At 65.7% G+C, this 12,415-nt stretch carries 11 protein-coding genes; 8 read left to right on the forward strand and 3 right to left on the reverse strand.

Annotation, left to right across the window (positions count from 1 at the left end):
• The first annotated feature begins 24 nt into the window (after window positions 1–24).
• From glpD to MHA02_RS00920, 3 genes are all read left to right on the forward strand, one after another.
• Window positions 25–1,533, forward strand: a complete 1,509-nt coding sequence (gene glpD, locus MHA02_RS00910; RefSeq protein ID WP_147076089.1) for a glycerol-3-phosphate dehydrogenase — start codon at window positions 25–27, stop codon at window positions 1,531–1,533.
• A gap of 77 nt (window positions 1,534–1,610) precedes the next feature.
• The gene (gene glpK, locus MHA02_RS00915) at window positions 1,611–3,116 is read left to right on the forward strand and encodes a glycerol kinase GlpK (RefSeq protein WP_147076090.1); all 1,506 of its coding nucleotides are present in this window, start codon (window positions 1,611–1,613) and stop codon (window positions 3,114–3,116) included.
• Between the two features lie 187 nt (window positions 3,117–3,303).
• On the forward strand, window positions 3,304–4,035 hold the full coding sequence (locus MHA02_RS00920; protein ID WP_147076091.1) for an MIP/aquaporin family protein: 732 nt from the start codon (window positions 3,304–3,306) through the stop codon (window positions 4,033–4,035).
• A 22-nt stretch (window positions 4,036–4,057) separates the two neighbouring features.
• Here the strand turns inward: MHA02_RS00920 and MHA02_RS00925 are convergent, their stop codons facing one another.
• Both MHA02_RS00925 and MHA02_RS00930 read right to left on the reverse strand, forming a co-directional pair.
• Window positions 4,058–4,990, reverse strand: coding sequence for an amino acid ABC transporter substrate-binding protein (locus MHA02_RS00925; protein WP_373318335.1), 933 nt, complete (start codon window positions 4,988–4,990; stop codon window positions 4,058–4,060).
• A 5-nt stretch (window positions 4,991–4,995) separates the two neighbouring features.
• Window positions 4,996–6,276 carry a dicarboxylate/amino acid:cation symporter gene (locus tag MHA02_RS00930; protein ID WP_147076092.1) on the reverse strand — a complete coding sequence of 427 codons (1,281 nt, stop codon included), beginning with the start codon at window positions 6,274–6,276 and terminating at the stop codon, window positions 4,996–4,998.
• Between the two features lie 528 nt (window positions 6,277–6,804).
• Here MHA02_RS00930 and MHA02_RS00935 point away from each other — a divergent pair.
• The 5 genes from MHA02_RS00935 (at window position 6,805) to MHA02_RS00955 (ending at window position 11,788) form a co-directional block, all read left to right on the forward strand.
• Complete coding sequence (locus tag MHA02_RS00935; RefSeq protein ID WP_147076093.1) at window positions 6,805–8,451, forward strand: porin; 1,647 nt, start codon at window positions 6,805–6,807, stop codon at window positions 8,449–8,451.
• A gap of 132 nt (window positions 8,452–8,583) precedes the next feature.
• Window positions 8,584–9,495, forward strand: a complete 912-nt coding sequence (locus MHA02_RS00940) for an amino acid ABC transporter substrate-binding protein (protein WP_147076094.1) — start codon at window positions 8,584–8,586, stop codon at window positions 9,493–9,495.
• 10 nt (window positions 9,496–9,505) lie between these two features.
• The gene (locus MHA02_RS00945; RefSeq protein ID WP_147076095.1) at window positions 9,506–10,228 is read left to right on the forward strand and encodes an amino acid ABC transporter permease; all 723 of its coding nucleotides are present in this window, start codon (window positions 9,506–9,508) and stop codon (window positions 10,226–10,228) included.
• On the forward strand, window positions 10,228–10,920 hold the full coding sequence (locus MHA02_RS00950) for an amino acid ABC transporter permease (RefSeq protein ID WP_147076096.1): 693 nt from the start codon (window positions 10,228–10,230) through the stop codon (window positions 10,918–10,920). Before MHA02_RS00945 ends, MHA02_RS00950 begins: the two co-directional genes overlap by 1 nt.
• A 139-nt stretch (window positions 10,921–11,059) precedes the next feature.
• Window positions 11,060–11,788, forward strand: a complete 729-nt coding sequence (locus MHA02_RS00955; protein WP_147076149.1) for an amino acid ABC transporter ATP-binding protein — start codon at window positions 11,060–11,062, stop codon at window positions 11,786–11,788.
• Between the two features lie 72 nt (window positions 11,789–11,860).
• Here the strand turns inward: MHA02_RS00955 and MHA02_RS00960 are convergent, their stop codons facing one another.
• On the reverse strand, window positions 11,861–12,184 hold the full coding sequence (locus MHA02_RS00960) for a phosphopantetheine-binding protein (RefSeq protein ID WP_147076097.1): 324 nt from the start codon (window positions 12,182–12,184) through the stop codon (window positions 11,861–11,863).
• Window positions 12,185–12,415: the final 231 nt, after the last annotated feature.

Below are 12,415 nucleotides of genomic sequence, written 5' to 3' on the forward strand. Positions count from 1 at the left end.
TCGCGGCCGATCACGGAGGAAGCCTTGCAGCCTGTCTACGATCTGCTCGTCATCGGCGGCGGCATCAACGGTGCCGGTATCGCGCGCGACGCGGCCGGGCGCGGGCTGAAGGTGCTGCTTTGCGAGCGCGGTGACTTGGCCGAGTTCACGTCTTCGTCGAGCACGAAGCTCATTCACGGCGGCCTTCGCTACCTCGAATATTACGAGTTCCGGCTCGTGCGGGAGGCGCTGGCCGAGCGCGAGCGGCTCCTCAAACTCGCCCCGCACATCATCTGGCCGCTACGCTTCGTGCTGCCGCACGACGAGGGGCTGCGGCCGGCCTGGATGCTGCGGATCGGCCTGTTCCTCTACGATCATCTGGCGCGGCTGCGGACGCTGCCGGGCTCGGAGTCGGTTCGCTTGCGAACATCGCCGATGGGCGAGCCGCTGCAGGAGCGGCTGACCAGGGGCTTCGTCTATTCCGACTGCTGGGTCGAGGACAGCCGGCTCGTGGTGCTCAACGCCATGGATGCGCAGGCGCGTGGCGCCGAGATCCGCACCCGCACCGGCGTCGCCTCGGCCCGGCGCGAGAGCGAGGCCTGGGTCGCGACGCTCCACGACGGGCGTACGGGCAAGGCCGAGACGGTGCGGGCCAAGGCCATCGTCAACGCGGCCGGCCCCTGGGTGAGCGAGACGCTCGGCGAGACGCTCGGCATCAACAGCCGCTCGGCGGTGCGCCTGATCAAGGGCAGCCACATCGTCGTGAAGCGGCTGTTCGATGGCGATCAGGCCTACATCCTGCAGCAGCCCGACCAGCGCATCGTCTTCGCGATTCCCTACGAGCGCGATTTCACGCTCATCGGCACCACCGACGTGCCCTACGAGAACGAGCCCGGCGCGGTGACGATCTCGCCTGAAGAGACGCGCTACCTCTGCGACTGCATCAACCGTTCGTTCGCGAAGAACATCGGCCCGACGGACGTGGTCTGGAGCTATTCGGGCGTGCGCCCGCTCTACGACGATGCCGCCGCCAACGCCTCCGCCGTCACCCGCGACTACGTGCTCGACGTCTCCGACCAGGGCGGCACGCTGCCGGTGCTCTCGGTGTTCGGCGGCAAGATCACGACCTATCGGCGGCTGGCCGAGCACGCGATCGAAAAGCTCGAGCCGTTCTTTCCGGAGCTGAAGCCGGCCTGGACCGCCGATGCGATCCTGCCGGGCGGCGACATGGCCGACGCTGATTTCGATTCCTTCCTGGCCGCCCTCCGAGCCGAGAAGCCGTTCCTGTCGGCGGAGACTGCGCGGCGTCTTGCGCGGGCCTACGGCACCCGGGCGCGCGACATCCTGAAGGATGCCCGTTCACTCGCCGATCTCGGTGAGGGCTTCGACGGCGGCCTGACGGCTCGGGAGGTCGATTACCTGCGCGACCGGGAATGGGTCGTCACCGCCCACGACATCCTCTGGCGGCGCTCGAAGCTGGGACTGCGCACCAGCGCCAAGAGCGAAGCCCGCCTGCAGGCCTACCTCGACGGCAAGAGAGAACAAGCCGCATGATCTGATTCCCGGGGCGCCGGCCGGCACAAGATCGGCAACGCCAAAACTCGCAAAAGAATCCCAGGGAGGGATGAGCCATGAGCCGTTACGTCGGTGCCATCGACCAGGGCACCACTTCGAGCCGCTTCATCGTGTTCGACCGCAAGGGCCATGTCGTGTCGGTGGCGCAGGAGGAGCACGAGCAGATCTTTCCGCGCCCGGGCCAGGTCGAGCACGACCCGAAGGAGATCTGGAAGAAGACCCGCAAGGTCATGAAGAAAGCGCTCGAGAAAGCCGATCTCAAGCCCAAGGACCTCGTCGCGATCGGCATCACCAACCAGCGCGAGACGACGCTGATCTGGGACAGGACCACCGGCGAGCCGCTGCACAACGCGCTCGTCTGGCAGGACACCCGCAACGACCGGCTCGTCGCCGAGTACGCCAAGGACGGCGGCACCAACCGGTTCCGCGACGTCACCGGCCTGCCGCTGGCGAGCTACTTCTCGGGTCTGAAGCTGCGCTGGCTGCTCGACAACGTGAAGGGCGCTCGCAAGAAGGCCGACGCCGGCGAGGTGCTGTTCGGCAACATCGACACCTGGCTCGTCTGGAACCTCACCGGCGGCGTCGACGGCGGCCTTCATATCACCGACGTCACCAATGCCAGCCGCACGCAGCTGATGTCTCTGGAGACCCTCGACTGGGACGAGGGCATGCTGAAAGCCTTCGAGATCCCGCGGGCTATGCTCCCGAAGATCGTCTCGTCGAGCGAGGTCTATGGGGAGACCAAGGCGCCGTTCGAGGGCGTACCGATCGCCGGCATTTTGGGCGACCAGCAAGCCGCGCTCTTCGGGCAGACCTGCTTCACGCCGGGTGAGGCCAAGAACACCTACGGCACCGGCTGCTTCGCGCTGATGAACACCGGCGAGAAGCCGGTCGCCTCGAAAGCCGGCCTCGTCACCACGCTCGCCTACCGGCTCGACGGCGGCAAGCCGGTCTATGCGCTCGAAGGGTCGATCGCGGTCACCGGATCGCTGGTGCAGTGGCTGCGCGACAATCTCGGGATGATCAAGGAGAGCGCCGAGGTCGAGACATTGGCGGGCACCGTCGAGGACAATGGCGGCGTCTACTTCGTGCCGGCGTTCTCGGGCCTCTACGCGCCGCACTGGAACGACGCCGCGCGCGGCCTGATCATCGGGCTGACCCGCTACATCAACAAGGGCCACATCGCTCGCTCGGTGCTCGAAGCCACGGCCTTCCAGACCAAGGAGGTGCTGGAGGCGATGGAGAAGGATTCCGGGATTGCCGTGAAGGAGCTGCGCTCGGACGGCGGCATGGTCGCCAACGACACGCTGATGCAATTCCAGGCCGACATTCTGGACGTGCCGGTTGTTCGCCCGAAGGTGGCCGAGACGACGGCGCTCGGCGCCGCCTACGCGGCCGGACTGGCCACCGGGTACTGGCGGGACCTCGACGATCTCAAGCAGAACTGGAGCGTCGACCACCGTTGGGAGCCGAAGATGGATGCGGCTCAGCGCAAGAAGATCTACGCGGCCTGGGGGCGGGCGGTGAAGCGCTCGTTCGACTGGAAGACCGACGCGGATTGACGGGCGCGACCGGCGCCTCCGTCCAGACCCCGTCATCCCGGGGCCGCGAAGCGGAACCCGGGATCCGGAAAAACAGCTCTCGCTCCAGTCTGCACCGTCGGCGGCTCCCGATCCCGGGGTCGCCTTCGGCGCCCCAGGCTAACGCTGATGGGCTGGTCCAAGCTCTCGAAAAGCAGGAGGACACACGATGACCTCGCCGTTCCTGGGCGAACTCTTGGGCACGATGACCCTGATCATCTTCGGCAATGGCGTCGTGGCCGGCGCGTTGCTGGCGAAGTCGAAGGGCGAGGCCATGGGGTGGGTCGGGATCACCGCGAGTTGGTGCTTCGGCACCATCGCCGGGATCTTCGTCGCCACGGCGACCGGCAGTCCGGACGGACACATCAACCCGTCGGTGACGGTGGCCGCCGCGATCGCGACAGGCGATCTCAGCAAGCTCGGCGTCTACATCCCCGCACAGATGATCGGTGCCTTCATCGGGGCGGCGATCGTCTGGCTGCATTACCTGCCGCACTGGGCAGCGACGGAGGATAAGAGCCTAAAGCTCGCCTGCTTCTGCACCGGCCCGGCGATCCGGGACAACAAGGCGAACCTGCTCTCGGAGATCATCGCGACCTTCGTGCTCATCCTGGTGATCGACGCGATCGTCTCGAAGGCCGTCGGTGCGGCAGGTCCGTTCCCGACCGGCATCGCCCCCTACATCATCGGCGTGATCGTCTGGGGCATCGGCCTCTCCCTCGGCGGCCCGACCGGCTACGCCATCAACCCGGCCCGCGATCTCGGCCCGCGTATCGCCCATGCGGTGTTGCCGATCGCCGGCAAGGGCGGCTCGGATTGGGATTATGCCTGGATTCCGGTGGTCGGGCCGGTGATCGGTGCGGCCATCGCCGCCGTGTTCGTCGGCATGGTGGGGATCTGACGACGGTTTCGGTGCCGGGTCATCAGTCGCGCAGTCCCATCACCGAAAATCCGGTCTTCAGCTCCTCGGACATCGGGATGTCGAGGCGTTCGCCGTTCGGCAACCGCTTGAGGAACCACTTCTCGTAGGTCCAGCGCAACTCCCGCGATTCCGCGAGCCGCTGGAAGGTGCCGGTCACGAGCGCGGCCAAGGCCGGGTCGTCCTTGCGGAAGCCGATCGCGTAGGGCTCGAAGGACAGCTTTTCGGGCAGGACCGTATATTTCGCGCCGTCGGATCCGTCGGCGGCCTTGAGGCCGTAGAGCAGCACATCGTCGGTGGCGAAGGCGTCGGCGCGGCCGTCCTTGACCATGGCGAAAGATTCCGCGTGATCCCTGGCCGTCAGGATCTCCGCCTGGATCTTCGAGCGTGCGAGCATCTCGCGGACGGCGCCCTCGTTGGTCGTGCCGGCCGTCACCACGACCTTCTTGCCGCCGAGGTCGCGATAGGAGGCGATGCCGGCATCGCGCTTCACCAGCAGCTTCGTCGCGCTGATGAAGGTGACGGGCGAGAAGCCGACGATCTTGCGGCGCTCGGCATTGGTGGTGGTCGAACCGCATTCGAGGTCGACCTTGCCGGAGGCTACGGCAGGAAAACGGGACTCGGAGGTGACCGGCTCGTAGCGGATCTTGAGGCCCTCGCGGCCGCTCGCCCTGCCGATGTCGTCGACGATCTCCTGGCAGATGTCGATGGCGTAGCCGACGGGGCGCTCTGTCTGGCCGACCTTCTCGATGAAGGAGAACGGCACCGAGCTCTGGCGAAAGCCGACGACGACTTCGCCCGATTCCGCCGCCTTCTTGATCGTACCGGTGAGGAGCTCGATCGCCGCCGCCGGCGTCGCCGCGCCCGCAAGCAGGGCTGCGACGGACAGGGCGAAGGCTCGCAGGCCTGCGATCGACATGACGTGGCTCTCGGACATTCCGGCTACTCGGCCGGCGACGGCAGGGGGGCGGCGCCTTCGAGCCCCTGCTCGGTCGTCGAGAGCTGTCCCTCCCACTTGGCGACGGCGACGGTGGCGATGCTGTTGCCGAGCACGTTGGTGGCCGAGCGGCCCATGTCGAGGAACTGGTCGATGCCGATGATCAGCAGCAGGCCGGCCTCGGGGATGTTGAACTGCGACAGCGTCGCCGAGATCACCACCAGCGATGCGCGCGGCACGCCCGCCATGCCCTTCGAGGTCACCATCAACAGGAACAGCATGGTGAGCTGCTGACCCCAGGTCAGGGGGATGTTGTAGGCCTGAGCGATGAACATCACCGCGAAGGTGCAATACATCATCGAACCGTCGAGGTTGAACGAGTAGCCCATCGGCAGCACGAAGGACGTGATCCGGTTCGGCACGCCGAACTTCTCGAGGTTCGACAGGGTCTTCGGATAGGCCGCCTCGCTCGACGCGGTCGAGAAGGCGAGCACGAACGGCTCCTTGATCAGGTTCAGGAGGCGCATGAGGCTGGGGCCGCCGAGCAGCAGGAAGCCTGCGAGGGCCAGCGCGCACCACAGGACGCCGAGGCTGAGGTAGAACTCGACCAGGAATTTGCCGTAGGTCGCGAGGACGCCGATGCCCTGCGTGGTGATCGTCGCCGCGATCGCCGCGAAGACGGCGACGGGGGCGAACATCATCACGTAGCCGGTGACCTTCAGCATCACCTCGGCGAGTTGCTCGATGCCCTGCGCCAGGGCGTGACCCTTCTCGCCGATCGCGGCGAGGCCAACGCCGAAGAAGATCGAGAACACGACAATCTGCAGGATCTCGTTGTTCGCCATCGCCTCGACCGCGCTCTTCGGTACGAGGTGTGTGACGAACTCTTTCAGGGAGAGCGAGGCCGCCTTGAGGCCCGTGCCAGCACCGACATCGGGCAGCGGCAGGTTCAGGTTGTGGCCGGGCTGGAGCAGGTTGACGAGGATCAGCCCCAGCATCAGCGAGCAGAACGAAGCGCCGACGAACCAGAGCAGAGCCTTGCCGCCGACCCGGCCGACGGAAGCCGTGTCGCCCATATGCGCGATGCCGACGACGAGGGTCGAGAACACCAGCGGCGCGATGATCATCTTGATCAATCGCAGGAAGACATCGCTGATCAGAGCGATGTAGCCCGAGATTTCCTTGGCGGTCTGCGGATCCGGCCAAGTGATGCTGCACAGGTACCCAACGAGGATACCGAGCACCATGCCGATGAAGATCATCGTCGTCAGCCGATTGCCGCTCATGATGGATCCTCGACCCGTGGCGTTGTTCTTGATTGCCCCGAGATTTGAAGCACGAAGCACGCCATGCGCAAGTGGCAAGTCGCGCCGTGCCCGGAAATCGCCGAAGTCCAACTTTCCGAGCGTGCCGACAGGCCGGATCAACGGTGGGCGTGCTCGGCACGATCTCCCCGGCAACGTCGGCGTCCCGAAGCCCATCTGTGTACAAAAGGACACACACGCCGAGCCCCCGCCCTTAATCCCTCCCGTGAGGCCGAAATGGCCTTGTGCCGGAGTGAATACATCTATGGAATTCATCACAGGTCGGGCGAACAGCCGCTGCTCGGGAAAAGAACATCGCAGCGCAAGAACTGTGCATTGACTTCGAAAGTGCGTCGGCCGGGAGACCGTATGCCGCATCGGGAACACCAGACACGCGGATGACGCGCCCGATCGGGTTCGAACTCCCGCACATCCAAGACGAAGAACAAGAGATCCTGCGCGATGTCGAACAATCGATGGGCGCCGGGAATCGGGCCGGGGGCTGGCAAGATGAATGGAATGAGGTCGGTACTACTTTGCAGTACGGCAGCGCTCGCTGGAATGTCGACGGCCGAGGCCGCGGACCTGCCGCTCCAGAAGGCCGCGCCGATCGAGTATGTCCGCGTCTGCGGCGCCTACGGCGCCGGCTTCTTCTACATCCCCGGCACCGACACCTGTCTGCGCATCTCGGGCCGCGCCCGCTTCGAGGCCGGCACCATCCCCGATCCGAATCGCAACCAGAGCCAGGGTGACGCGCTGCAGATGCGCGGCCTGATGCGCCTCAGCGTCGATGCACGCACGCAGACGGATTACGGCACCCTCCGCGCCTTCGTGCGCGGCGAATATGCCAGCCGCACCGGCACGCTGCTCTCCTCCGCCACGCAGCTGCGCATCGCCAACGCCTTCCCGGCGACGGGCCAGGACACCTTCTCGCGCGTCCAGAACTTCGCGATCGTCGAGAAGGCCTTCGTTCAGTTCGCGGGGCTCACCGCCGGCCGCGCCTCGTCGTTCTTCGACTTCTACGCGCATGATTACGAGCTGATCGGCTCGACCGGCGGCTCCGACATCTCGGCCACCAACCTGATGGCCTACACCAAGGTCTTCGACGGCGGCCTGTCGGCGACCCTGTCGATGGAAGACCCGGCTTATCGCCGCCAGCCCGTCTATTCCGCAGCCTTCGCGAGCACGACGAATCCCGGCGGCGTGCCTTCGCTGTTCGGCGTGCCGACGACGGCGCCCACAGCCCTGATCCTGACCACCGATGGCGGCTTCAACGCCACCAGTGCCGCCTTCCTCGACGCCGTGCAGCGCCAGCGTACGCCCGATTTCGTGGGCGCGCTGCGCTACGACCAGCCATGGGGCTCGGCGCAGCTCTCCGGCGCTTTCCATGAGACCAATGTCGGCGGCTTCATCGCCGGCTCGACCGTCAGTTCGGCCGGGACGCCGCTGCCCTCCGCCAACACCGCCGCGGCCCTGCTCGCAGCCCGCGGCATCGAATCCGGCTCGCAGAGTGCCTATGGCTGGGCCGTCCAGGGCGGCGTGAAGATCAACCTGCCGATGATCGCGCCCGGCGACGGCTTCTACCTGCAGGGCTCCTACGCCGAAGGCGCGATGCTCTATACCGGCTACACCTATCTGACCGGCAGCTACGCCAGCAACATCACCCCCGTTCAGGGCGGCGCCTTCCAGCAGTTCCTCTCCGACGGGGTCATCAACCCGCTCACCGGCAAACTCGACCTGTCCACGAGCTTCACGATCGTCGGCTCGTTCCTGCATTACTGGGCGCCCGAATGGCGCTCGGCCTTCTTCGGCAGCTACGGCGAGGTCGCCTTCAAGCGGGGCACGCGCGAGGCGTTCAGCCTCCTGAACAATCTCGTCGGCGGCGCGGTGCCGCCGAACGCCTACACCAACCCAGCCGGCTTCGCCGTGAGCCCGGTGCTGCGCGACAACGGCCAGATCATCGCCGGCGCCAGCCTGATCTGGTCGCCGGTCAAGGATCTCGATATCGGAATCGAGGGCACGTATATCGGCACGAGCGTGCTCGACGGCCGCGTCGCCGACATCACCCGGCCGGTCACGGTCGGCGGCCTGCCGCTCTACACGACGAAACGCTACGACGCGACGCAGATCCGGATGCGCGTCCAACGCGACTTCTGACGCGGCATGCCACTTGCCCCCTCGGCCGGATGACAAGTTCGTGCGCCGGCCGCACTATGGTGCCGAATCCGGCGATCTCATTTTTTGCCTGGCCGAACCTCGACGCCGGCACTCACGCAGGAAAGACGCCGCATGCGCCTCTCACACGCGCTTCTCCTGGCCGGCCTCACGGCGACGACGGGGAGTGTTGCCGCTCAGGCGGACGATCTGACCGGCACGCTTAAGAAGGTGAAGGAGTCCGGCGCCATCACCATCGGCTACCGCGATTCGTCGGTGCCGTTCTCCTATCTCGACGGCGACCAGAAGCCGGTCGGCTACGCCTACGAGATCTGCCGCAAGGTCGCCGCCGCGGTGAAGGCGCATCTCAAGCTCGACAAGCTGGAGGTGAAGCTCAACCCGGTCACCTCGGCGACCCGCATCCCGCTCATCGCCAACGGCACGATCGACCTCGAATGCGGCTCGACCACCAACAACGCCGACCGCCAGAAGCAGGCGAGCTTCACCAACACCCACTTTCTCACCGCGACGCGCTACGTCGCGAAGAAGGACAAGAAGCTCGACAGAATCGACGACCTGAAGGGCCGCACGGTCGTCTCGACCTCCGGCACCACCAACATCCGCCAGATCAACGAGGCCAACACCGCCCGATCGATGGGCCTGACAATCCTTCCGGCCAAGGACCATGCCGAGGCCTTCCTGATGGTCGAGACCGGCCGGGCCGACGCTTTCGTGATGGACGACGTGCTGCTCGCCTCCCTGGTGGCCGGCTCGAAGACGCCCGACGCCTACGTGATCTCGGGCGAGGCGTTGTCGAAACCCGAGCCCTACGGCATCATGCTGCGCAAGGACGACGCCCCGTTCAAGGCGGTTGTCGATGCCGCCACCAGCGCCCTCTACAAGAGCCCCGAAGGCAAGGCGCTCTATGAGAAGTGGTTCACGCAGGCGATTCCGCCGCGCGGCATCAACTTGAAGCTGCCGATGAGCGAGTCGATGCAGAAGGCGTTCGCCTCGCCGAGCGACAGCGCCGATCCGGCCGCGTACTGACCGCGCGGCAATGAACTACAACTGGAACTGGGGCATCTACTTCGAGCCGTCGCCCGAGGGCGTCGGCACCTACGCGGACATGCTGCTCTCCGGGCTGCAATGGACCGTAGCGACCGCCCTCTCCTCCTGGGTGATCGCTTTCTTTCTCGGCTCGCTGATCGGCGTGATGCGGACCCTGCCCTCGAAGGCCGCGCAGGCATTCGGTACGGCCTATGTCGAGCTGTTCCGCAACATCCCGCTCCTGGTGCAGATGTTCCTCTGGTACTTCGTAGTGCCGGAATTGTTGCCGGAATCGCTCGGCACGCGGCTCAAGCAACTGCCGAATGCGCCTTTCGTGACGGCGGTGGTGTGCCTCGGCCTGTTCACCGCCTCCCGCGTCGCAGAGCAGGTCCGCGCCGGCATCCAGGCCCTGCCGCGCGGCCAGGGCATGGCCGGCACCGCCCTCGGGCTGACCGTCGCCCAGACCTACCGCCACGTGCTGCTGCCGAACGCCTATCGCATCATCCTGCCACCGCTGACATCGGAGTTCCTGAACAACCTCAAGAACACGTCGGTCGCGCTCACCATCGGCCTGCTCGAGCTCACGGCCCGCGCCCGCGCCATGCAGGAATTCTCGTTCCAGGTCTTCGAGGCGTTCACCGCCGCCACGATCCTCTACGTGCTGATCAATGTCGTCGTGATCGTGCTGGCGACGTGGCTCGAACGCACCGTCGCCGTGCCGGGGACACGCTGATGTTTGCGAACTTCGATTTCGGGGTCATCGCCTCGTCCCTGCCCTACCTTTTCGGGCAGGGCATGGTCTTCACCGTGACCTTGACCGCACTCGCCGCCGGCATGGGCGTGGTGCTCGGGACCCTGATCGCGCTCATGCGACTCTCCGGGATCCCCGGCGTGACGCATCTCGCCAAGGGCTATGTCGAGCTGATGCGCTCGCTGCCGCTCGTGCTGGTGATCTTCTGGTTCTACTTCCTGGTGCCGTATATCGGCGCCTGGGCCACGCGCTCCTCGACGCCGATGCAGGTCGGCGCGTTTCCGTCGGCACTGATCACCTTCACGCTGTTCGAGGCGGCCTTCTTCGCCGAGATCATGCGGGCCGGCATCCAGTCCATCGCGAAGGGACAGACGGCGGCGGCGCAGGCGCTCGGGCTGACCTACTGGCAGACCATGGGCAGCATCGTCCTGCCCCAGGCGTTCCGCAACATGCTGCCGCTGCTGCTGACCCAGACGATCGTTCTCTTCCAGGACACATCTCTGGTCTACGTGCTCTCGCTCACCGACTTCCTCGGCGCCGCGTCGAAGGTGGCGCAACGCGACGGGCGGCTCGTCGAGATGTATCTCTTCGCAGCCGTCGTCTACTTCGCGGTGTGCTTCGCGGCCTCGTTCCTGGTGCGGCGCCTGCACAGCCGCGTGGCGATCATCCGATGAGGGCGACATGACCTCCACGCCGATGCCGGCTCCAGGAGCCGCAAAGCCTGTCGCTACGGCCGTCCAGGCTCCCGAGGATGAGGGCTTGCAGACGGGGCCGCTGGTCACGCCGCCGCCGGCGACGGCAGCGGGCGTTCCGATGATCGCGATTGATGCGATCAGCAAATGGTACGGCAGCTTCCAGGTCCTGACCGATTGCACGACGCAAATCGCCAAGGGCGAGGTCGTGGTGGTCTGCGGCCCCTCGGGCTCGGGCAAGTCAACGCTGATCAAATGTGTGAATGCGCTCGAGCCGTTTCAATCCGGCCAGATCACGGTCGACGGCACCCGGGTGAAGGACAAGGCCACGAACCTGCCGAAGCTCCGCTCGCGCGTCGGCATGGTGTTTCAGCACTTCGAGCTGTTTCCGCACCTGTCGATCATCGAGAATCTGACGCTCGCCCAGCGCAAGGTGCTCGGCCGCTCGTCGGACGACGCCAAGACGCGCGGCCGCGACCTCCTCGCGCGGGTTGGCCTCTCCGCCCATTCCGAAAAGTATCCGGGGCAGCTCTCGGGCGGCCAGCAACAGCGCGTGGCGATCGCCCGGGCGCTCGCCATGAACCCGGTGGTGATGCTGTTCGACGAGCCAACCTCGGCCCTCGACCCGGAGATGGTCGGCGAGGTGCTCGACGTGATGGTCGAACTCGCCCGCGACGGCATGACCATGATGGTCGTCACCCACGAGATGGGGTTCGCCCGCAAGGTCGCCGACCGGGTGATCTTCATGGACAAGGGCGAGATCGTCGAGGACGCGAAGAAGGACGACTTCTTCGGCAAGCCGCGAAGCGAGCGCGCCCAGCACTTCCTCTCGAAGATCCTGCAGCACTGAAGCGTTTCGGCCGAAGCGCGGGCACGCTTGCATCGTTGCGAGAGCAGCGATTTGGCGCCGATGCCGCCTCGATCAGGCGGCGACCGGGCCTACCGCAGCATGTCCCTGCAGCGATCCCGCGAGATGATCCGCCGGCGAGCTGACTGCGCGAACCATCCGGGCGATCGAGCCGATCGAGTAAAAGTTCTTCGGGTTCAGCTGCGCGGCCGGGATCATGATGTCGAACTCGGCTTCCACAGCCACCATAAGATTCACGAGATCGAGGGACGACAGGCCGACATCGACCAGGGCGTCCTCCGCCGCGAAGTCCCGAACCTGCCCCTCCTGCGCAAGGATTGCCTTGGCGAGACTCATGGTCCGGTCGGTGTAGTTGGCGAGGGCCGTCTCGGTGCTCATGTCACGTCATCCAGCTCGGCACGCCGCTATGAACGCGGGCACCATTTTGCGGAAAATTGTTCGGTTTTCATTGCGATGCCGCACCGTCGATGGTCAATGAAGTCGACGGCTATGCCTGTATACATCGTTAATTTTAAGCATACTGACTGTGCGTATTTTTCGCGAATGAGCGAAATCCAGTTTTAAGCCCTATAGCCTATAGGTCTAAATCAGAGCCGATCTGAACGTCCA

This window comes from Methylobacterium haplocladii, assembly GCF_007992175.1.
Taxonomy (GTDB): domain Bacteria; phylum Pseudomonadota; class Alphaproteobacteria; order Rhizobiales; family Beijerinckiaceae; genus Methylobacterium; species Methylobacterium haplocladii.